The organism is Tardiphaga robiniae (genome assembly GCF_001618955.1).
Classification (GTDB): domain Bacteria; phylum Pseudomonadota; class Alphaproteobacteria; order Rhizobiales; family Xanthobacteraceae; genus Tardiphaga; species Tardiphaga robiniae_A.
Genome location: NZ_LVYV01000008.1, coordinates 14,827 through 35,794, shown reverse-complemented (window position 1 = coordinate 35,794; position 20,968 = coordinate 14,827). Strand labels below are relative to the sequence as shown.

Sequence of the window (20,968 nt, the reverse complement as noted above, 5' to 3'; positions counted from 1 at the left end):
CAGCAGGCCGGCCGTTGAAACTCCGCGATCGCGGCTGGGCAATATGAGGCCGCGACCGCGGAGCCCCCTCAGCCGCGCTTGTGCACGACTGTGGTCTGGATCGCGGTGTGCTTGTGCGTGTGGCTCACGCCCAGCTTCTTGTGGAAGTGGAAATGCGGGCGCACATGGCGCTGGTGATGCCGATAGTCGTGATGACGATGGATCATCTTCGCATTGGCATTCAGCGCACCCGGCTGCACGTGATGCTCGGTCGTCACCACCTTGTGCGTCGTCACGGTGCGGCCCGGCCCGGCCGCCATCGCTGGCGCCGCGAGGATGGATGCGGCAATCACAGCAGCGGAAAACATCTTCAACATGGTCGTCTCCTGTCGGTCTCGATCACGAAGTTGACCGGTCGGTTGGCCGGGCTTGTCGATCAATGCAGTCAGGCTAGCGACACCGCGCTGAACCCACTCTGACGGCGCCGGACAGACTTCGTTCATCTCGGTGACATCCTCGTCATGATCGGCTGGGTCAGGCGTCCTGCCCCAAGTCTGCCGCCCCACGTCTGCTCCCCATGTCGGCACAAGCGGGAATGAACACCCACGTCCGGTGTTCACAACCTGAGACTTCCGTGTCAGATTATTACTGTTGCAAACAGGAGCGCTGCATGACCCACCTCGCGATCAGGCTGACGACACTGGCAATGTTTTCCGTGGCCGTTGCCGCCACGCCCTCGTTGACCCCCGCCTATGCCGCGGGCGGCGATACGCCTTCCGCACCGCCGGCGTCCGACACCAAGGGCACCAAGGACAAGAAGAAGAAAACCGAGACCAGGAATCCGAACAGCGAGAATACCGCGTTCCTCGCCAACTATCGCGCGGCCTATGCCACGGTCTATGACAAGCAGGACTACACGGCCGCCATCGCGCAGCTCAAGGCGCTTGGACAGGACGACCGCGCCGATGTCGCCAACCTGATCGGCTACTCCTATCGCAAGCTCGGCGACTACAAGGTCTCGCAGATCTGGTACGAGCGCGCGCTGAAGGCCGACCCCGCCCATGTCCGCACCTGGCAGTATTACGGATTATGGCAAGTCGAACAGGGCAACCGCGATCAGGCGCAGTATCATCTCAACAAGATCGCGATGCTGAGCGGCAAGGACTCCGCCGAATATAAATCGCTCGCTGCTGCGCTGGACAAGGCGCCCGGCTCCGGTCCCACCTACTGATCCCGTTCGCGGATCAGTCAGCCGGCGCAGTCCTTCGGATTGTGCCGGCTTCTGCATGGCGCGGTAACCATCCAGCTTCCCTGCCCTCGACATATCGGCGAAAACTGCCCTTAGTGTTGCCTCGACAACCCCTGGGAAGGCCGATACAGACCTCGCCCGACATGCATCGAGCCGAAGGCCCGCAATTTCCCGATGACCACGTCCAAGCGCTATGACCGGATCGCCTTCGTGGCCAGCACCAGTGCGGAAGCGCAAGCAGCGCTCGACCAGCTGACGCAGCTCTATGGCAATGCAGATCCGGCCACTGCCGATATCATCGTAGCCCTCGGCGGCGACGGATTGATGCTGAAGACGCTGCATGACTTCATGCGCACTGGCAAACCGATCTACGGCATGCATCGCGGCACCGTCGGTTTCCTGATGAACGAGTTCTCAACGCTTGATCTGCATGCGCGCCTCGCCGCGGCGCGCGAGACGTTGATCAATCCGCTGCTGATGCGCGCCACGGATGTCCATGGCGGCGTGCACATCCATCACGCCATCAACGAGGTCTCGCTGTTTCGCCAGACGCATCAACTGGCGCGCCTGCGCATCCTCATCGATGAACGCGAACGGATGGCCGAACTTGCCGCCGATGGCATCCTCGTGGCTACGCCGGCCGGCTCCACGGCCTATAACCTGTCGGCGCAGGGACCGATCCTGCCGATCAATGCCGCGCTGCTGGCGCTGACGCCGATCAGCGCGTTCCGCCCGCGGCGCTGGCGCGGTGCGCTGCTTCCCAATACGGCGATCGTCGCAATCGAGGTGCTGGAAGGCGAAAAGCGCCCGGTGGCCGCCGTCGCCGACAACGAGGAAGCCCGCGACGTCCGGCGGGTCGAAATCATCTCCGACAGGTCGATCTCGATGCGCATGATGTTCGACCCCGGCCACAGCCTGGAAGAACGCATCCTGAGCGAACAGTTCGGGTATTGAGGTCGGCGGCGATTGCGCAGACGCCGTCTCAGGCGGCGTCCAGCCTGGCGAGTTCGGTCGCAAAATCGAACCGCAGCTGATTGGCCTCGTCGTCCGGCAGCCAGTTTGCCATCTGCGGAAACACGGTGCGATAGAACGCAACCTTGGATGGCTCCCACGGCAGCGTCCGTGCAGCGCGCGCCTCGGCGAGAATCTGGAGCAACTCCGCGCGCACCTCGTCGGGATCGGCACGATACACCGGCGTCGGCGCATCCTCGTCGAACAGATCGGATTGCGGATCGGGACCGAAAAGGTCACCTTGTCTGGACGTCATGGTAGGGTCGCTCATCTTACGAATCGCGCGCATCCTGAGCGAAGAAGTTGGCCGATGCGAGGGCTTCGTCGGACTTGTCCCCGTTGCACAAGGTCATGCCGATGAGGCTTTTTTGCTCTTGCCTTTGCCGATGGAATGTCCCGCGTCGTCGTCCGGCCCCTTGAACGCGCCGGCTTCGCGGAACTCGTCGGCGGTGATGAGCTTGCTGGAGCAGATGCGCTCCAACAGATCGGCCTGCTTGGGCTCCAGTGCGATAAGACGACCGAGCACGTTCAACAGATCAAGCAAGTCGGTGGTGTATTCGGCGAGCCAGCCCTCAGGCTGGATGCTATCGAGCGGCGACGGCGGGCGACGATCGCCGATGATCGGCCGGGTGCGATCTCGGCGGCGATAGCTGAACCACTGCCACAGCACCTGCTTGCCCGAGACTTCATAGACCCACATCTGCGGCGTGACGTTATCGACAAAGCCCTTGCCGATACTAAGTCGCTGCGTCGCGGGATCGTAGTCCATCGTGTCGGGCAGCGGTTCTGGCGCCGACGGAATCGTGCCGTCCTCCGGAATAGTCGGGGAGCTTCCTTTCGGCAGACGCGGCGGAGATTTCGGCCGCCCGGCTTTTGGATCAGCGAAACGCTCGCCGTAGCAATGCAGCCAGATCACTTCGCTGCCGAGCGCAACAGCCTCGGCGAAAAGCGATGCATCGGCGGTGAACGGCACGCGCAGGCCTGGCCGAACCAGATCAGGCGCAAATCGCGTCGTGAACGCAGGATGCGCCATCAGGGCAGCAATATAGGCCAGCACGTCTTCGGCTTTGACCGCTTGCCCGAAGATCTTCGCCAAATGCGCAAGAAGCGCAGGATTGACGTTGGGCTGGGTGGCAGCTCGATCACTCCAGAGCGGATGCACGCGCCCACCGCGACCATTGTAGTGATGAAGGTCGGGAATGAGATCCGTGAACGTCAAAGCTGGCCCATTCGACGGTGACCGATCCTCCGGTGCCGTCAAATAGACTTGCTTAAGCGAGTACGCATTCCAGAGTGTCGGATTTGGCCGATTGATTAACCGTCCGTCGGGAATAATCCACTGACGATCAAATGATCGAACGCCATATCGAGTTGGAGAAACAGAAGGCGCGTTATCATTCTTCACAGCATCCGAGCGATTTTCGTGACCAGCTAATCCCTTCGTTGAGCCTTTCGAAACGGTTTTGTCGCCGCCCTCATGCGGATGCAACTCCTTTCTGGTCAGATCCTTCTCTACGACGAGGTGCGACCATCGGTCATTCAACGTCTCTACATCCGGCGCGATGATCCATGTGCGGCCTGGCATCACACCTGAACCGTCATAGTTGAACAAATCGGCGAGAGCAGGAAGCGTAGCCCACAATCCCGTCGCATCTGGTAGGAACGGTGCTCGCCAATCAGGCGAACAATCTAACCAGTCCTTGTTGGCGAGACTGACATTTCCCAATGCAGCGAACTTCGTTTCCCTCCGCCCCTCCGGCAATGCGAGAAAACGCACGCGCGCCGGTGCTTCGCTGTCCTTTTCCAACTTGCGCGCCGCTAGCACGATGCAGACCGGTTGTTGCACCCCCTGAAAAACCCGGGTCGCGACTTCGGGTTGATGACCCTCCGGGGAACAGTCGATAATCCAGATGGCGGAACAGGTGCGCCGCAGATCGTCCCGCATCTTCTCGAAACCGGGTCCGTTGAGAAAGCCAGCCACCGTGATGAAGCAGACGATTCCTTCCTGGTCCTTGTCCGGGAAGCCAGTCGCCGCATAGTTGCCGGTGCCAAACACCTTCCATGTCGCCCACCGCCAGAAATAAACGTAGAGGTTCTTCAGGTGCTTGGTGTGCGCTCCGACGCCCCACACAGGAGGCGGTCGCCAACGGTCGAGGGGGGCAACCAGTTTCCCACCTGCGCCCGCCTCAACCCAGCCCCCACGCCCTTCTGCTTTTTCCTTGTATGGCGGATTGCCGATCACGACTGTGATTGGCTTGCTCTTCTTTACGATGTTCGCATCACGGCGCGACTTCGCGATCGGCTCATAAACCTGCCCAAGCGACTCTTCTTCGATGAACGGATTGCCGAGCGTATCGGTGATGAACAGATTCAATTCTGGAATCGCCGGCAGCGGATTCTTCTTCGTCGCGATCAACGCCTGCATCTCGGCGATGAGGCGAAGCTGCGCCACGGCGAACGGGCCGAATTGCAGTTCGAACCCGAACAATCGCTTCGCCGCCGCTTCGATCGCGCCGCGCACCGCACCCTCGCCCTCATCGTCCGCGACTGTCTCTGCGATGTGGCGCAGCACGCCGAGCAGGAACGTGCCGGTGCCGACCGCGGGATCGGCGACCGTCACATCATTTGACGCAAAGCCCTTGGGGCGCTCGAACAGCGATCCGCGCAGCGCCTCGTCGGCGAGGCGTACCATCGCAGCTACGACCTCAGGCGGCGTGTAGTAGGAGCCGGTTCGCTTGCGCAGCGTGTTGTCATAGACCTCGAGGAAATCTTCGTAGAAATAGAGCCATGCCTCGGGCTTGTCCTTGCTGATGACATGCCAGTTGACCTCGTCGAGCACGCGGGTCAGCGTGCCAATCGAGGTCTTCAGCGCCTCTTGATTGGTGGCGTCGTCGGTGAGCAGCCGCAGCGCGGTGCCGATCAGCGAATTGGACTTGCGCAGTTCCTGCGCCGCCTTGTCGATGCCACCGGACAAGGAGATGTCCTTGGCGCGCGCCACCAGCAGGCCGAACGTCACCGCCTGTGCGTAACCATCGGCGAATTGCGCATCGTCGGCCTGCGGGAACAACAGCTTGCGCCAGTCGGTCGCAAGCGCGGTAAGGCCGGGATTGCCGAGCGTCATTTGCTCGATGACTTCGTCCCGCAACAGCCGACACAGCCGGGCGCTGACGGCGGCGAGCGCTTTCGCGGTCTTCGGAGCGATCGGCGTCCAGCGCAGGAAGTCACTGATCAGCGGCACCAGCGTCGCGGGTGCGGCCAGCTTGGTGCCCGCGGTCTCGACATTGCCGCCGAGATGAACCACCGCACCTTCGATCTTGCCGTCGCGCCACAGGCTGAAGGCGTTGCCGTCGGTGTAGAGCAGATTGGGCAGCGACTTCAGCTTGTCCCACTGCTCCTTGTCGTGCGGGTCGGAGAACTTGCGCGGATCGGCGCCCTTGCCGGGCGCCTTGACCTCGATGAAGCCGACGAGTGCATTGCCGACCGTGACCGCGTAGTCGGGCCGGGTCTTGAGATGGGCCAGCGTCGTCTCGCCGACGAAATTGACGGTCTTGGCCGGCAGCCCGCCGAGTTCAGCCAGCGCGTGCAACAGCGATTCAAGCGGTGCACGAAGTTGATCTTCCGGAGCGCCGATGATCGCGGGGTTGGACAACTTTGATTTGACGCTCACGCCGAAATCCGCAACGGCGCTCTCGATCGATTTCCCCGCCAATTTATTCCCCAACGCCCCGTATTGTGAGTCTATGGCTACTTGAAATGCGTTGCCGGAACAACCTCTCCGCGCCTATCCCGACAACGCTCGCTGTATGAACGTGCAGGTGCGCCTGCCGCTGGACGTAGCCCCACCTACCCTGAGAAGCTTCGCTTCGCCCACCGGCCCGCCTCAACCATTCGTTAAGACGCAGCGCGGTATGGTTAACATCGGGTAACCGCCCCTGCCCGGTTCGAGCCGCATCATGTTCCGTATCGACTTCAACAAGCTGCGTTTTCTGGTTTGCGACGATAATCCGCACATGCGGCGCATCCTGCGCACGCTGCTGCATTCGTTCGGCGCCCGCGAAGTCTATGAAGCGGAAGACGGCGCCACGGCGCTGGAAATGTACAGCCACTACGTGCCGGACATCGTGATCGCCGACTGGGCGATGCCGATTTTCGACGGGCTGGAACTGGCGCAGATGATCCGACAGCCGGATTCCAAGGGCAACCCCTACGCGCCGATCATCATGCTGACCGGCCACTCCGAAAAGCGCCGCATCACCATGGCGCGCGACGCCGGCGTCACCGAATTTCTGGCCAAGCCGATCTCGGCCAAGGGCCTCTATCTGCGTATCATGAGCGTGGTCGCGCATCCCCGCCCCTTCATCAAGACGAAGAACTATTTCGGGCCCGACCGCCGCCGCAACACCACCGTCGCCTATATCGGACCGGAACGCCGCAATGGCGGTGAGGCCGAGGTTCTGCAGCAGCCGTCGCTGCTGGATAAAGCCCGTGTCACTGGCTAGCGCAATGTTCGGAGAAACGACCATGGCCAAGAACAAAGCGCCGGCGCAGCCGAAGGTACAGGCTTTCGCCGATCACCACGTCATCACGCCGCCGAACACGCTGAAGCACGCGATCCGCCGCGTCATCGATCGCGAGCTCGACGATCCCGTGGCGCGCGCCGAACAGGCCTTGGCCAATCTCTCCGGCGAGTTCAAGACCTGGATGCGCAGCGAATGCGATCGCCTCTCTGCGGCGCATACCGTTACCCTGAAAAAAGGTTTCGACACGCAAACCCGCGGCGAGCTGTTTCGTGCGGCGCACGACATCAAGGGCGACGCCTCGACCTTCGGCTTTCCCGCCGCCGGTGCGGCCGCCGAAAGCCTGTGCCGGATTCTCGAACACGCCCCCGATCTCGACGCAGTGCCGCCGGATCTGATCCAGCATCACATCGATGCGATCCAGGCGATCGTGCGCGAGCACAACACCATCGAGAAGGCCGGCGTGGCCAACGAACTCAGCGCCCGCCTGCGTGCCGTCGCGGATGATTATCTGACGGTCGTCAATCGCGATCGGCCGGACCATCTCGAGATGATCTCGGCGCCAAGCATCGCGCCGAAGGAATAGCGTCGCTCCGCAATTTCGTTTGATGCGATCGAAACACTCTCCACGTCATGGCCGGGCTTGACCCGGCCGTCCATCTATTGAAATGCGCTGATGTCGAACGATGGATGCCCGGCTCAAGGCCGGGCATGACGACTGAGATATTCGATGCTTACGCCGCGATCAGCTGATACTCGTCACGCGCATTCGCCTGCTCAGCCAACTCGTCGCAGAACAGCCGCGCTTCCTCGCGAGCCGACTCCGTTGCGAAACGCCGCAGCAGGATCAACAGCGGCTCGGACGCCGCCTCGTCGGTTTCGCAAACCGTCAGCACGCGCTCAACCATGCGACGACGCAGCCGCACGGCGCCGCCGACGGAGCCGATGAAACCGATTTCATTGCGCGCAGCCAGCGCGGCGCGGAAGGCAGGGAATGTCGACTCCGGCAGGCCTGCGCGGATCAGCAGTGCATTGAGCCCGGTACCGACGCCGTCATAGACCAGCGCGGCCACGCGGCTCTGCGGCAGGCCGGACAGCTCCACCAGCGCCTGGTCGAACAGGTCGAGATTGCCCGACAGCAGGGCACGGAGGATCAGGCCGACGGTCAATTGCCCGGCTTCGCGCAGGTGATGCACGAGATCACGCATCTCATCGCCGCGCGAACGCGAGGCAATGTTGACCGTGGAGCGCGCCATCGCCTCGTCGGCAATGCGCTCGGCACGATCCGGCGACAGCCAGTTCCGCGCAACGACGAAGCGGGTCAGCGTTTCGGAGAGCTTGGCCACCAGCGCGAGGCGCGTCGTGGCTGGCAGGTTGTCGAGGGCCAGCATCGCTTCGCGGATGGCGGCGAGATGGCCGTGACGCTCGACGATACGGTCCCAGGAGAATTGCGCCAGTTCGGCATACGGATTTTCAATCAGTTCGAGCGCCGCAGCGGCCGAGCCGACTTCGGCAACGGCGGCGCAGATCGAGATCGGAAGATTGATGCGGCGCGCGACGGCGCATTGCAGCTCGCTGTTGCCGGTGGCGACAATGTCGACCAGATCGGCATCGATCAGCAGCGGCGAATGTTCGAGCACCGGAAGCGACACGCAGGGCTGATCCACCGACAGCGCCTGCACGATGGCCGGGGGCGCCGACGGCGCGCGGGCGAAAACCTGCGCCATGGCCTGGCGCACCAGCGGCGATGCATCATCGAGCAGCATCAGTAGCGCGCCTTCGGCGGCAGCGCGATCATCGTCCGAAAGGTCCGAAAAAATCCAGGCCCGCGCCAAAGAGCGCGTTGCCTCTGCCCGCTCGCCGGCCGGAGCGGTCCGTACCCAACTAATGAACTGCCGAACAATCATGGTTCTGCCAGCCTACGCAACCAGATCAACACCGTAACGCGATGCCACTGTCAGAGAAAATAAACCATGCCGCTTAACAAACGGTTCACCATAAGCTTATGGATTTATTGAGGTTTTGTTAAGGGATCGGACATGCGGGGAAATGTGCCGCCTGCCCCGGAAATCTGCACGCGGATAAAACGCAGCGCAATCCGACATATGGTCGTCGGAAGATAGTAGTGTATTTGAAAGTGTAGTTCAGGCCTGCGGGATCAAATTCGGACTGCACCACGCTTCGTCCGAACTACGTCAGCGCACTACTTAACTACTGAAAGTCCCGGCGCGATCGCTGAACAGATCGAGCGGCTTGGGCACGCCGACTTCAGGCGCCTTCGGCAGCGACGTGGATGTCAGTGACGTGCGGTTGCCCCACAATTCCTGCACGGCCGGCGACACAGGTTGCGTACGATCGCCGCCCTGGAACAGCGATCGGAAAATCGGCTGTTCCTGCACGGCCGTCGATGACTGATCGGATGCAAAGCTTGCGACCTGCGCCGTGCTCAGATCCGGGAAGCGCGACAGGAATGTGGCATTGCTGGAAGGCGTCAGTGGCGAGACCGCCTGCGCCGTCACAACGCCCGCGGATGCCATTGCCGTCCGCGTCGCCGTGGAATTCGCAGCACTGTCATAGCGCGACGACAATACCGAATAGACCTGCGACACGCTGCGCGCGCTGCCGCTCTGATCGTAGAAGATCGAACGGTTGGCTGCGGCGGCATTCGGAAACAGCGCAGCACCCGATGCGTTCGGATTGCTTGCCGCATTGTTAATCAGCTTCGAAGCTCCGCTGACGCCCATGAAGTGCGCCATGTAAAGCTCGGAGTCGTTCGGCCTGCGACCGATCTCGCCCGTGAGCTTGAAACCATTGGATTGCGTCAGCACGCCGGCCATCGCCGAGCTCGCAACCGGATCGTCACGCAACTTCAGGATCTCGGCCTTTGCCGCGGGATCGCTCACCGAATAACTTCCCGACGGCGACTTGGTGATAGCGTCGGCGTATTTGCCGTAGCCGAGCTGCGTGCCGGCTTCCTTCACGGTGCCGAGCCAGGTCTGCTCGATGAACTGGAACAGTCCCTTGGCCGATGATGTCGAAGCCGTGGCCGAGGGATTGAAATTGGATTCCATCTTGGCGGTGGCGAGCAGATATTCGAAGCTCGTGCCCGTAGTGCCGGCAGCATTCTTGATCGCGCCAGTCACCTGACTGCGCGTTGCCGAGAGTGCTGATGCGAGGTTGGTCGCGTCGACCGCCATAGTGTGGTGCCCCGCTGCCGCGAAATGACTACCGGGAATCGTGCCCTGCCAGCCGTGCGGAAGCCGCGGACACAGTGGGACATTCATGGTTAACGCAATGCTAAGATGGCGCGGTGCGCCCTATGGCTCCATCCCTGGTTGAATATTTCACAGAGCATTAACGCGAGGGTGTTTCTGTATGTGTCTGACGGAGATTCGCTCCCGTCGGCAGCGGGAATGGAGCTCACGATGGTTGCGGTCGCAAACGCGAATTCGACGTCGACCCAACCGTGGGACAAAGCGGCCCCCGCCTCCGTTGCACCCGCCAAGCCGTCCATCTCACCCGACAAGGCTGCATCTGCGCCGATAGCCCCTGCTGCATTCGTATCGCTGTCAGACCGCGCCAAGGCGATCGTCGAAAAGGCCAAAGCCGATCAGGCCGCGACCGAGACCCTGACCGATACGTTCGACGAAATGCTGATGAAGCGCACCGACGCCCTGGCCGACCGCCTTTCGAAAGCATTCGAAAAAATGAACATCCCGCCGGAATATGCGACGCATATGAAGGTCGACAAATTCGGCAACGTGACTGCCGAAGGCCCCTGGAAGGCCAAGATCGAGAAAATGTTCAGCGACGATCCTGCGCTCGCCAAGGAGATGAAGGAAGTGTCGGGCCTGAATGCGCTGAAAGCGGCGCAAGCTTCGCTCGATCTCTACAACGAGCAGAAAAAATCGACCAATAGCGAAGCGAAACAGGCGGAAGCCTGGAAGAACTACAATATCCGTTCGATGAACATCCAGACCCTGTCCGGTGTCATGACCATGAAGGACGGCAAGCTCAGGTCGGCGGCCGTCGATTACATGGACATGATCGCCGATCCGACCGGCATCAGCGCCGCCAAATCCCGGCAGGATTTCGCCAGCCGGCTGGCATGAATCGAGCCCGGAGTCGGTTCAGCTCTTGTAGACCGACGCCGGATCGAACACTTTGTCAGCATCGATGAACGACACCTTCGCTGCGCCAGCCTCGCCCTTGGTGATCGCGCGGTAGAAGCACGAGCGACGGCCAGTGTGGCAGGCAGCTCCGCCGACCTGCTCGACCTTGATCCAGATCGCATCCTGATCGCAATCCATCCGCATCTCGACCACGCGCTGGGTCTTGCCCGAGCTCTCGCCCTTGCGCCATAGCGCCTTGCGCGAACGGCTATAATACCAGGCATCGCCGGTTTCGATGGTGTTGCGCAGCGCCTCTTCATTCATGTGCGCCACCATCAACACGTCGCCATTCGCCACGTCGGTGGTCACGACGGTGACGAGACCGGCGGCGTCGAATTTCGGCGTGAGCGCAAGGCCTTCTTCGAGATCATGGCTGTGCGCGTGCGATGTGTTGGACACGGAAAATCTCTCGCTGTGGTCGTCAAACGAAAATCGGGCGCATGATGCGCCCGATACTCTAGCAGCAAATCGAAACGCTATGTGCGTTTAACGAGACATGGACTGGATCATCGACATGAACCGCGCCTGCTCGGCAGGATTGTCGCGGAAATTGCCGGTGAAACGGGTCGTGAAAGTGCGCGAGCCTTCCTTGCGGATGCCCCGGGCCGACATGCAGGTGTGCTCGGCTTCAACCATGACAGCAACGCCGCGCGGCTTCAGCACTTCATCGACCGCAGCAGCAAGCTGCGCGGTCAGATGCTCCTGGGTCTGCAGCCGATGGCCGAATATATCCACGAGACGCGCCAGCTTGGAGAGACCCACGACGCGCTCCACCGGCGTATAGGCAATATGCGCCTTGCCGTAGAACGGCATCATGTGATGCTCGCAATGGGAGACGAAGGCCATGTCGCGGATCAGCACGAAATCGTCATAGCCGGCGGTCTCGCCGAAGGTCCGGTTCAGAACCTCGGCCGGGCACTGATGATAGCCCTGGAACAACTCGTCATAGGCTTCGACCACGCGCCGCGGGGTGTCCATGAGGCCTTCGCGCTGCGGATTCTCGCCGATATAGGCGAGCAACGTCTGCACGGCCTGCTCTGCCTCGGCGCGCGAGGGCCGCAACTGGTCGGGATTTACCGCAGCAGCCAGAAACTCGGCGGGGTCTAGTTCCGCCGGCCGAAATTCCTGCACTTTGTTGTCGGCAGATCTGATTTCAGAAGATTTGCCATCCGGGGATTTGCCGCGAAGCGGCTTGATCACTGCGTCCATCTTTACTCCGTTCGACCGGCCCCACGGGAGGCCGGAGTGTCACCGGGCAGACGGGGCGGCCGGGCCGCCGGACGCCTGAGTCCGTCAATAAATTCGTCGAGCGACAATAACACCAAGCGCGCCGAACTGAATTCTCAAATTCCGGCGATCTGGGGAATGCCCGGCATTCTCTTGGCCAGGCGTTCACCCTATATAGGGTCCAGTTCCACGAGCGCCAAGGGCATGATCCGGGCGCTTGAGGGCACAGTTAAGGTCCGAATCAGATGCTGAACGACATCTATAACAAGCGCATCATCGAGCTCGCCGGTAACATTCCCCGGCTGGGCCGCCTCCCTGCCCCCGATGCGTCAGCCACCGCCCACTCCAAGCTCTGCGGATCGACCGTCAAGATCGACCTCGTGATGGATGCCGATGTGGTCACCGACTTCGCCCATGACGTGAAGGCCTGCGCCCTTGGCCAGGCCTCGTCGTCGATCATGGCGAGCCACGTGGTCGGATCGACTGCCGAAGAATTGCGTGCGCTGCGCGAGACCGTGCGCAAGATGCTGAAGGAAAACGGCGCACCGCCATCAGACGGAAAGTGGGCAGATATCGCCCTGCTCGAACCGGTGCGCGACTACAAGGCGCGCCACGCCTCGACGCTTCTCACATTCGATGCAGTCGTGGACGCCATCGGGCAGATTGAAGCCAAGTCAAACACCGGAGCTAGCCAGCCGACGCCAGCGTAACGCCAGCGCGGCTATTTCCCTGACGGTGCCGATACGACGCCGCCAGTCGGCACCGAGGCCTCGGCCGTCTTGGTCGACTTCGTCGAAGACACGACCGGCGCCGAAGCGACCGGGGTCTTTTCATTCTCCGGCCCGCTCACGAAACGATCCTGTACCGACTTCGGCACCACTGATGCGACCGGCGCCTCCTGCTCGCGAGGCTCGGGCAACACATCATCGACACTATGGCTAGTGACCAGATTGGTCAGCTTCAATTCGGCTTCCGTAAGCCGATGCAGATCGTCCCACGGCGGCACGCTGAGCGACAATGACAAGAGATCGCCAGTGCCTCCCATGTCGAAGGTGTATTTGGCGAGACGGCCGATATCCCGCTCGACGATCATCAGATCGTTTGCCGTATAGCTCGCAGCCTTCGGGTCGTCGGCGCGGTCGCCCATCCAGATCTGATGGACGCGCACAAGGGATTCTTCGGCCACATAGCGGGTCTTGCCCGCCAGCAGCAGGAACACGCACATGGATTCGCAATAGGCCTGCGGCACGACCGCCGGCTTCATGACACCCGAGGATGATTGCAGGTCGACCGTGATACCGACTGTGGTGCGCAGACCAAGCTTGCGCCAGCGCCGGCCCATGGTGATGGCGTCATTGACCGAGCCACCGCTGGAATCCAGCACCACTGTCGCGTCTGTCAAATCGCGGCCTTTGGAAAACTCGTCGAAATCCCTGACGGTGTCGCCGGTGACGATCCCCACCGCACCGATCCAGCCACGGCAATTCGGCTCGCAGGCGACCCAGGTGAAGCGCATCGGGAGTTTGCGTTCTTCGAGAACCGCTGCAGCCTGGGCAGAGGTCGCGACCGAAGCCAGCAGGCCGGTCGCAAGTCCGGGAAGAACGATGCAAAAGGCCGCGGCGCGAAACAGCGCCGAACTACCTGATCGAAGCGACCTCATACGTCCCAAGTCGGTTCCTTCCCCGCACTCTCATGAGCAATGGCAACGGCCCCCAAACAACGCTCATGATTCTGTCACACGGGCGTTAAGTGAAAACCTAACGGGCTTCACCGCAGCGTCCAGTTACTTTTGCTGCACTGCATGCGATAAATTGGCAGGTGTGTCTCCAATGCATAAGTAGATGGGTTCCATGCAAAGGAACCGGGCAAAACCCGGCTGATCTGATAGCAATCCGACCATGAAACATTCATCCATGTGCCCGAACTGCGCCGGTACTATTCAACGGCTGCCGCGCAATGCCGGTCGCGGCATGATCTGGATATACCGCCACACGCTGTCTCCGCTCGTCGGATACAATTGCCGTCACCTTCCGACTTGCTCGGTCTATGGCGACGAAGCGATCGAGCGCCACGGATTGTGGGCTGGCGGCTGGATGACACTGGCGCGGCTGCTCCGCTGCCAGCCATGGGGCACTTCGGGTATCGACAACGTGCCGGCCAAGCTGTCGCCCGATGCCCGTTGGTATACACCGTGGCGCTACGCGCGCTGGCGCGGTGTCAACGACAGCCCAAACTAGAAGCTTACGCAGACATTGCCGACCTTCGTGAGCACGGACTGCTGACTGAACTGCCGCTTATAGCTTTCCGCGATGGCAACGAGGTCGGCATGTTTCTGAGCGTCGTCGGCGAAGGTGATCAGAACGACCTTTGCCCTTTCGCGGACATCAACATTGCGAGCGCTGTCGCGCCACTGCCCGTCTCCATCGATGACGGTGAGACCATCGGGAAAGCGGGGTGTGATTTCCCTTGCGACGAAATTTGCAAATGCAGATTCGCTGATACCAGGCCGATCGCCAATGTTGCGGCCGAAGATCATCTCCGCAGACACCATGATGCGCGACGGCGGCAGACACGCTTGCGGCGGCAGCCATGCACAGCCGCTCATCAGCACACTGACTGTTAATGTAGCAATGCATGCGGAGAACAGTTGGCGGATATGTCGCGGCACGCCGAACCTCAAATTATCAAAGCTATTTTTACGAAATGTCTGCCGGCGGGATTGTTGAACAACATTTGATACCATAGGGTGCGGCCACTTCATCTCGCCAATTCATCTTCACTCAACATCATTGCCCGGGGCACGCAGGTGGAAGACGGCCTATACGAAGTACATTTTCACACCATTCATGGCACCGGGACCGGCGTCGTCTATGCAATCGGCGGAAAGCTGCGCGGCGGCAACTCCGCTTTCGCCTTCATGGGCAACTATCAAAACAGAGGCGAGACGATCTCTGTCAAGGTATCATCGAAACGCTTCAACCCGGATCAGAGCTTCAAGTCGGTGTTCGGCTTTGAAGGTGTCACACTGGCATTGACCGGTCGCGTCAATGGCGACCTGCTCGATTTCGAAGGCAGTGCGCTGCAATTGCCCGGTGTGCCGTTCAAGGCGCAACTGACCCGCATCTGCGACTAGGCGACACGTCCCGACATTTTACGGCTGAACACGATCGCCGCCAGCGCCGTCGCCAAAAATCCCATCGCGACAAATCCCGAGGCGTGGAAGTATCCGCCGGCGAACAGCGCGCCACCGATCCCCGATCCGATCGCCTGGCCGACATAGAGCATCGACGTATTGAGCGACACCGATGCTGCTCCGGCCGATGGTGCAGCTCCAATCAGCCGCACCTGCTGCATCGAGGTGATGGCGCCGAAACCGAGCCCCCAGACCGCAACACCAAGCGCCATTGCCGGCAGCAGGCCTGCACCGAACGTCCAAACCGACATTCCCGCCAGCACCAGCGACGTGGACAGAATGGATGTGTTGAGCGCGCCCCAGCCATCGACGATCCGGGTCGCAGTCATGATGCCGAGGAAGCCGCAGAAACCGTAGATCGCGAAGACGGATGCTGCCGCATCGTGCCCTGCCCCCGCCAGCCGTTCGAGCAGCGGCGCCATGAAGGTGAAGATCGCAAACTGCCCGGAGATCTGCAGCGTCGTGATAACCAGCAGCAGCACGACCAGACGATTGCGCGCCAGCGAAGACCAAGTGCTGAGATCGACCGGCATGCCGAACAGCCCGCGGGGCAACCGCCACGCCAGCAGCACGAAGCTCAGACAGCTCATCACACCGACGCATGCGTAAACCTCGCGCCAGCCGTAGCGACTGGCAATAAAGGTCACCAGCGGCAGACCGACCGCAGCCGCCAGCGTCCAGCCGAGAAACACATAAGCGACGCTGCTGCCGCGCTTGTCCGGGGGCACCAGCATCCCGACTGTGCCCGCAGCCTGCGGCGTGTAAGGCGCGGCGGCAACGCACATCACCAGGCGGATCGCCAGCAACACCACGTAATTCGCCGCAAAGGTCGAAGCGAGATTGGCCGCTGCCACCACCGCAATGATGCCCAGCAGCAGTGGTTTTCGCTCGACCCGGCTGGTCAGCCACGACATCAAGGGCGAGCAGATGCAGAGCATCACCGCGCCGAAGGTGATCAAAAGCCCCGCTTCGCGGATCGTGACGCCAAGGCCCGCCGACAGCTCGCCGAGCATCGCCGTCGGCCCCAGCAGGCCAATGCCGGTGACGAAATTGCCGATCATGAGTGCGGTGGGGGCGTAAGGGCGGGTCACGCGGACTTGTTAACAGACAGCCTCTTGAGCGCAACCACGGCGAGACCATCACATCCGCATGGATGGGTCCCACACTTGCTACTTCGGGACAAAAGCGCCCCACCCGGGACTCGGTGCAGCGAAGCTTTCGGAAGGCGGGACAATATGCGGGATCGGGCCGGATGCAGCTGATGCGGCGGCGCGCGCAGCGACACCCGGCGCCGTCGCACAGGTCGCAGCAAGCTGCATCCACGCCGTCTCAAGACCGCCGGTCTCGATTTCAAACATCGATTGACTGGGAGGGCCCTCGACGACCGATGCGCTTTCACCGATCTGCAGGCGCGGCACCGCGAACAGTGCTTTCACCTCATTGGCCGTCATCACGGCGGTCCATGCTTCGAAAGCTCCCAGCCGGGCCGGGTAGCGGCCGAATGCCGGAGGTTTGTCTGATCCTGCGGTCATGGCGATGGTGCTCGTGACTGCCGCGTCGGCTTCGAATTCGCGCAAGAACATGAGGCGGGCACGATCCCTGCTCTCGCAATACAAGCGCCATTCCATGGCTCGAAACGAACGACCATCGCCCTGCTTCATCATGGCAAACTTGCGGATGACGGCCCGCTGCGCCGTCTCAACGTTCCATCCGGTTTCGATCATCGACCGCGTATCGATACCAAAGCGGTAGATTTCAGACCGCGTGAGAATGTGCTTGCTCTCGAATTTGACGGTCTTGATGAGATCGACGAGCTCGCGGTCGATACCCATCTCCCGTACAAAGGCCGCCCGGTCGCGATCAGCCTGACTCATGAGGCGGCTCACGGCCTGCTGACGCTGCGCGGCGGTTGGATGTCCGTGAAATTCCGTAAACAGCTTGCTGTCATGAACGGCGATTGCTGAATCGAGCGGGACTTCACGCGTAGCCGCGCCCCCATAAAGAGATAGCCGCAGGACGAGTTGCACATCGCGTTGCGCATCACGATACGGGCCTCGATCTCGCCGCCTCCCGCCTTGATCTTCAGGCACGCACCGTCGCTCTGCGCTCCCGCACATCCGGAAACCACGGTCTGGCCGATGCGGCCGATCGCCTTGCGCGCACGGAGCATGCGGCCAATCGCAAAAGCCTGCCGAACCTCGCCGCCTGGCGAGTTGAAATAGAACGGCAGGCCGGTGTCCTTCACGCCGCGCAGGAACTTACGGATCCGGGCCGCCGCCTCCGTATCGACCGCGCCTTCGACCGCAATCCAGCGATCGCAGCCGGGCCCGCATGCATGGGGAGCCCCCTTGGCAACGTAGATGAGCAGCTTCGGCGAATGGCCCGGCGAGGCCGGCATCACGGGTGCGGCAGACAAGCCTCTTGGCAACGCAGCAAGGCTGGCTGCGAAGGCAATAAAGATCAAAGTGCGGAGAATCATCAAAGCCAGCCGAACGTGCATGATCCGGAAAACACAATTCAGCCTAGCAAGGCCAATGCAGGTGGTAAACGGCTGACTTCAGACGAGGTTTTCCGCTGCAGACGATGGCTGTTGCGCAAGGACCTCGCTCTATTATATCCCTCCGATCCTGCTTACCTGCGCCCGTGTGCAGGAGTGAGCCACAGGAGAGAAGACATGACTGAGAATGAAGGCTCGGGATTCAAGTTCGGCCTCGCCAACCTCACCCCCGCCGAAACCAACAACATCACCGTTACTTTCCCGGACGGCGCCAAGCGCGAATTCGCCAGGGGCACGACCGGCTTCGAGATCGCCAAGGGCATCTCGCCGTCGCTGGCCAAGCGCACCGTCGCCATGGCGCTGGACGGCACCGTCTCGGATCTCTCCGATCCGATTGATGCCGACTCCAGGATCGATTTCATCAATCGCGACGACCCCCGCGCGCTGGAGCTGATCCGGCATGACGCGGCGCACGTGCTCGCCGAAGCCGTGCAGACGCTATGGCCGGGCACCCAGGTGACCATCGGTCCGGTGATCGAGAACGGTTTCTATTACGACTTCTTCCGCAACGAGCCGTTCACGCCCGAGGACTTCGGCGCGATCGAGAAGAAAATGCGCGAGATCATCGCGCGCGACAAACCGTTCACCAAGGACGTCTGGGATCGCGAGAAGACCAAGCAGGTGTTCCGCGACAAGGGCGAAGCTTTCAAGGTCGAGCTGGTCGATACCATTCCCGGCAACGAGCCGATCAAGATCTACTACCAGGGCGACTGGTTCGACCTCTGCCGCGGCCCGCATATGACGTCAGTCGGAAAGGTCGGCAACGCCTTCAAACTGATGAAGGTGGCGGGCGCCTATTGGCGTGGCGACAGCAACAATCCGATGCTCACGCGCATCTACGGCACGGCCTTCGCCAAGCAGGAAGACCTCGACGCTTATCTCAAGCAGATCGAGGAAGCCGAGAAGCGCGACCACCGCAAACTGGGCCGCGAGCTCGACCTCTTCCACTTCCAGGAAGAAGGCCCGGGCGTCGTGTTCTGGCACCCCAAGGGCTGGACCATCTTCCAGGCGCTGATTGCCTACATGCGCCGCCGTCTCAATGGCGATTATAGCGAGGTCAACGCGCCGCAGATCCTCGACAAGGTGCTGTGGGAGACCTCCGGTCACTGGGAGTGGTACCGCGAAAACATGTTCGCCGCGCAGTCCGCCGGCGACGAAGCCGAGGACAAGCGCTGGTTTGCGCTGAAGCCGATGAACTGCCCCGGCCATGTGCAGATCTTCAAGCATGGCCTCAAGAGCTATCGCGACCTGCCGCTGCGCCTCGCCGAGTTCGGCGTCGTGCATCGCTATGAGCCGTCGGGCGCCATGCACGGGCTGATGCGCGTGCGCGGCTTCACGCAGGACGACGCCCATGTGTTCTGCACGGAAGCTCAGCTCGCCGATGAATGCCTCAAGATCAACGATCTGATCCTGTCGACCTATTCCGACTTCGACTTCGGCGACATCGTGGTCAAGCTGTCGACGCGGCCAGAGAAGCGCGTCGGCACCGACGAGATGTGGGATCACGCCGAACGCGTGATGGCCACCGTGCTGTCGGTAATCGAGAGCCAGTCCGGCGGCCGGATCAAGACCGAGATCAGCCCGGGCGAAGGCGCGTTCTACGGACCGAAGTTCGAATACGTGCTGCGCGACGCCATTGGCCGCGACTGGCAGTGCGGCACCACGCAGGTCGACTTCAACCTGCCGGAACGTTTCGGTGCGTTCTATATCGACGCCGACGGCTCGAAGAAGGCACCGGTCATGGTGCATCGCGCGATCTGCGGTTCGATGGAGCGTTTCATCGGTATCCTGATCGAGCACTTCGCCGGCAACTTCCCGCTCTGGCTGTCGCCGGTGCAGGTGGTGGTCACCACGATCACCTCGGAAGGCGATGAATACGCCAAGGTCGTCGCCGCGGCCGCGCGCAAGGCTGGCCTCCGCGTCGAGATCGATCTGCGCAACGAAAAAATCAACTACAAGGTCCGCGAGCACTCGCTGGCCAAGATCCCTGCTCTGCTCGTCGTCGGCAAGAAGGAAGCCGAAACCGGCCAGGTCTCGGTGCGTCGTCTCGGCAGCGATGGCCAGAAGGTGAGTTCGCTCGAGGAAGCACTTGCCGCACTGGTCGATGAGGCGACACCGCCCGACGTGAAGCGCACACTGGCAGAGGGCTGAGCCGATGAGCGACGATGAAGAGATCGAGATCGAAGCCTATCCGCTTCGGTCCTATCAGCTGATCGCCGATCCCAACCGGCCGGACGTGGTCGCGCTGGCATTCGAGACGGAGCGTGGCCATAGCCTCTATCTGGCCTCGCGGGCCGTCCTGGAGGATCTGGGCCGTGATCTGCTGGACCGTGCCTCCAAGATGCCGGAGCACAAAACGGTCAGCTAAGCGGATACGCGCGGTCACAATCCGTCTAAATCAGCAGGGCCCGCCTCGTGGCGGGCCTTTTCGCGTGGTAAGCGGTCATTCAATTCCTGCAAATTCTTTGCATCCTCATCTGTGAGAACTGCCCGTGCCCGACATCATCGACTTCCTGAAGACCCGCCGCTCCGTCAAGCCGCGCGAAATGACCGGCTCCGGCCCCTCATCCGCCGAACTCGAAACCATCCTGACCATTGGGGCACGCGTGCCGGACCACGGCAAGTTGGCGCCATGGCGCTTCATCATTTTCGAGGGCGACGCCCGCAAACGCGCAGGCAACGTCATCGCTACCGTGTTCGCTCGGAAGAATCCCGACGCACCGGTCGAAGATATCGAGGCGCAGAAACACAAGCTGACGGAAGCGCCGCTGGTGATCGGCGTAGTGAGCATCATCAAGCCGCATCCGAAGATTCCGTCATGGGAGCAGGAACTGTCCGCAGGTGCGAGCTGCATGAATATTGTATCGGCCGCCACAGCCATGGGTTATGGCGCCAACTGGCTGACCGGTTGGATGGTCTATGACCGTGACGTGCTCGAAGGTCTCGGCCTCGCCGCCAATGAAAAACTGGCGGGCTTCATCCATATTGGCGGCAAGCCTGACAAGGTGATCGAGGACCGGCCGCGGCCAGAACTCAAGGACGTCGTGACCCGGTTCTGAACCG

General features: G+C 61.5%; 24 protein-coding genes. 12 read left to right on the top strand and 12 right to left on the bottom strand.

Annotated elements, in window-relative coordinates; translation table 11 throughout:
* Positions 1-68: 68 nt before the first annotated feature.
* Complete coding sequence (locus tag A4A58_RS11275) at positions 69-356, bottom strand: His-rich protein BRANT (protein ID WP_081421834.1); 288 nt, start codon at positions 354-356, stop codon at positions 69-71.
* Between the two features lie 293 nt (positions 357-649).
* Here A4A58_RS11275 and A4A58_RS11270 point away from each other — a divergent pair, with 293 nt between their 5' ends.
* Both A4A58_RS11270 and A4A58_RS11265 read left to right on the top strand, forming a co-directional pair.
* Positions 650-1,210 carry a tetratricopeptide repeat protein gene (locus A4A58_RS11270; RefSeq protein ID WP_068731957.1) on the top strand — a complete coding sequence of 187 codons (561 nt, stop codon included), beginning with the start codon at positions 650-652 and terminating at the stop codon, positions 1,208-1,210.
* Positions 1,211-1,402: 192 nt separating this feature from the next.
* Positions 1,403-2,182, top strand: a complete 780-nt coding sequence (locus A4A58_RS11265) for an NAD kinase (protein ID WP_068731955.1) — start codon at positions 1,403-1,405, stop codon at positions 2,180-2,182.
* A gap of 28 nt (positions 2,183-2,210) precedes the next feature.
* Here A4A58_RS11265 and A4A58_RS11260 read toward each other — a convergent pair whose 3' ends face one another.
* Positions 2,211-2,495 carry a hypothetical protein gene (locus A4A58_RS11260; RefSeq protein WP_139069835.1) on the bottom strand — a complete coding sequence of 95 codons (285 nt, stop codon included), beginning with the start codon at positions 2,493-2,495 and terminating at the stop codon, positions 2,211-2,213.
* A gap of 93 nt (positions 2,496-2,588) precedes the next feature.
* Complete coding sequence (locus tag A4A58_RS11255) at positions 2,589-5,477, bottom strand: type ISP restriction/modification enzyme (RefSeq protein ID WP_244499737.1); 2,889 nt, start codon at positions 5,475-5,477, stop codon at positions 2,589-2,591.
* Positions 5,478-5,531: 54 nt separating this feature from the next.
* Between A4A58_RS11255 and A4A58_RS31470 the strand changes: the two genes are divergently transcribed.
* The 3 genes from A4A58_RS31470 (at position 5,532) to A4A58_RS11245 (ending at position 7,342) form a co-directional block, all read left to right on the top strand.
* A complete protein-coding gene (locus tag A4A58_RS31470; RefSeq protein ID WP_244499736.1) occupies positions 5,532-5,894 on the top strand; it encodes a hypothetical protein in 363 nt (120 codons plus the stop codon).
* Positions 5,895-6,192: 298 nt separating this feature from the next.
* Entirely contained in the window at positions 6,193-6,738 is a 546-nt protein-coding gene (locus A4A58_RS11250; RefSeq protein ID WP_068731951.1) for a response regulator, read from the top strand.
* 22 nt (positions 6,739-6,760) lie between these two features.
* Positions 6,761-7,342: an Hpt domain-containing protein gene (locus A4A58_RS11245; protein ID WP_068731949.1), complete on the top strand. Its 582-nt coding sequence runs from the start codon at positions 6,761-6,763 to the stop codon at positions 7,340-7,342.
* A gap of 148 nt (positions 7,343-7,490) precedes the next feature.
* On the opposite strand, the gene A4A58_RS11240 is transcribed toward A4A58_RS11245, so the two are convergent.
* Positions 7,491-8,663 (bottom strand): DUF2336 domain-containing protein, encoded by a 1,173-nt coding sequence (locus A4A58_RS11240; RefSeq protein ID WP_068731948.1) that lies wholly within the window; start codon positions 8,661-8,663, stop codon positions 7,491-7,493.
* Positions 8,664-8,963: 300 nt separating this feature from the next.
* Entirely contained in the window at positions 8,964-9,953 is a 990-nt protein-coding gene (locus tag A4A58_RS11235; protein ID WP_068731946.1) for a transglycosylase SLT domain-containing protein, read from the bottom strand.
* 228 nt (positions 9,954-10,181) lie between these two features.
* Between A4A58_RS11235 and A4A58_RS11230 the strand changes: the two genes are divergently transcribed.
* Positions 10,182-10,868 carry a hypothetical protein gene (locus tag A4A58_RS11230; protein ID WP_068732102.1) on the top strand — a complete coding sequence of 229 codons (687 nt, stop codon included), beginning with the start codon at positions 10,182-10,184 and terminating at the stop codon, positions 10,866-10,868.
* A gap of 18 nt (positions 10,869-10,886) precedes the next feature.
* Here A4A58_RS11230 and hisI read toward each other — a convergent pair whose 3' ends face one another.
* Together hisI and folE are read right to left on the bottom strand one after the other, a co-directional pair.
* Positions 10,887-11,327: a phosphoribosyl-AMP cyclohydrolase gene (gene hisI / locus A4A58_RS11225; RefSeq protein WP_068731944.1), complete on the bottom strand. Its 441-nt coding sequence runs from the start codon at positions 11,325-11,327 to the stop codon at positions 10,887-10,889.
* A gap of 87 nt (positions 11,328-11,414) precedes the next feature.
* On the bottom strand, positions 11,415-12,137 hold the full coding sequence (folE, locus tag A4A58_RS11220) for a GTP cyclohydrolase I FolE (RefSeq protein WP_068731942.1): 723 nt from the start codon (positions 12,135-12,137) through the stop codon (positions 11,415-11,417).
* A gap of 263 nt (positions 12,138-12,400) precedes the next feature.
* Between folE and A4A58_RS11215 the strand changes: the two genes are divergently transcribed.
* Entirely contained in the window at positions 12,401-12,865 is a 465-nt protein-coding gene (locus A4A58_RS11215; RefSeq protein WP_068731940.1) for an iron-sulfur cluster assembly scaffold protein, read from the top strand.
* 11 nt (positions 12,866-12,876) lie between these two features.
* Here the strand turns inward: A4A58_RS11215 and A4A58_RS11210 are convergent, their stop codons facing one another.
* The gene (locus tag A4A58_RS11210) at positions 12,877-13,815 is read right to left on the bottom strand and encodes a hypothetical protein (RefSeq protein WP_068731939.1); all 939 of its coding nucleotides are present in this window, start codon (positions 13,813-13,815) and stop codon (positions 12,877-12,879) included.
* Between the two features lie 238 nt (positions 13,816-14,053).
* Here A4A58_RS11210 and yidD point away from each other — a divergent pair, with 238 nt between their 5' ends.
* Positions 14,054-14,392, top strand: coding sequence for a membrane protein insertion efficiency factor YidD (gene yidD, locus A4A58_RS11205; RefSeq protein ID WP_068731937.1), 339 nt, complete (start codon positions 14,054-14,056; stop codon positions 14,390-14,392).
* On the opposite strand, the gene A4A58_RS11200 is transcribed toward yidD, so the two are convergent.
* Positions 14,389-14,916, bottom strand: coding sequence for a DUF3574 domain-containing protein (locus A4A58_RS11200; RefSeq protein WP_244499734.1), 528 nt, complete (start codon positions 14,914-14,916; stop codon positions 14,389-14,391). The two genes, yidD and A4A58_RS11200, sit on opposite strands and share 4 nt — an antisense overlap.
* A 45-nt stretch (positions 14,917-14,961) precedes the next feature.
* Between A4A58_RS11200 and A4A58_RS11195 the strand changes: the two genes are divergently transcribed.
* On the top strand, positions 14,962-15,288 hold the full coding sequence (locus A4A58_RS11195; RefSeq protein ID WP_068732098.1) for a GrlR family regulatory protein: 327 nt from the start codon (positions 14,962-14,964) through the stop codon (positions 15,286-15,288).
* On the opposite strand, the gene A4A58_RS11190 is transcribed toward A4A58_RS11195, so the two are convergent.
* The 3 genes from A4A58_RS11190 to A4A58_RS11180 all read right to left on the bottom strand — a co-directional run bounded on the left by A4A58_RS11190 (position 15,285) and on the right by A4A58_RS11180 (position 17,827).
* The gene (locus tag A4A58_RS11190) at positions 15,285-16,409 is read right to left on the bottom strand and encodes an MFS transporter (protein WP_068731935.1); all 1,125 of its coding nucleotides are present in this window, start codon (positions 16,407-16,409) and stop codon (positions 15,285-15,287) included. The two genes, A4A58_RS11195 and A4A58_RS11190, sit on opposite strands and share 4 nt — an antisense overlap.
* Before the next feature lie 108 nt (positions 16,410-16,517).
* Complete coding sequence (locus A4A58_RS11185) at positions 16,518-17,222, bottom strand: hypothetical protein (protein WP_139069834.1); 705 nt, start codon at positions 17,220-17,222, stop codon at positions 16,518-16,520.
* Between the two features lie 8 nt (positions 17,223-17,230).
* The gene (locus A4A58_RS11180; RefSeq protein WP_068731931.1) at positions 17,231-17,827 is read right to left on the bottom strand and encodes an ATP-dependent Clp protease proteolytic subunit; all 597 of its coding nucleotides are present in this window, start codon (positions 17,825-17,827) and stop codon (positions 17,231-17,233) included.
* A 195-nt stretch (positions 17,828-18,022) separates the two neighbouring features.
* On the opposite strand from A4A58_RS11180, the gene thrS reads away from it, so the two are divergent.
* The 3 genes from thrS to A4A58_RS11165 all read left to right on the top strand — a co-directional run bounded on the left by thrS (position 18,023) and on the right by A4A58_RS11165 (position 20,964).
* On the top strand, positions 18,023-20,056 hold the full coding sequence (thrS, locus tag A4A58_RS11175) for a threonine--tRNA ligase (RefSeq protein WP_068731929.1): 2,034 nt from the start codon (positions 18,023-18,025) through the stop codon (positions 20,054-20,056).
* A gap of 4 nt (positions 20,057-20,060) precedes the next feature.
* Positions 20,061-20,273, top strand: coding sequence for a hypothetical protein (locus tag A4A58_RS11170; protein WP_068731927.1), 213 nt, complete (start codon positions 20,061-20,063; stop codon positions 20,271-20,273).
* 124 nt (positions 20,274-20,397) lie between these two features.
* Positions 20,398-20,964 carry a nitroreductase family protein gene (locus tag A4A58_RS11165; RefSeq protein ID WP_068731925.1) on the top strand — a complete coding sequence of 189 codons (567 nt, stop codon included), beginning with the start codon at positions 20,398-20,400 and terminating at the stop codon, positions 20,962-20,964.
* Positions 20,965-20,968 lie beyond the last annotated feature (4 nt).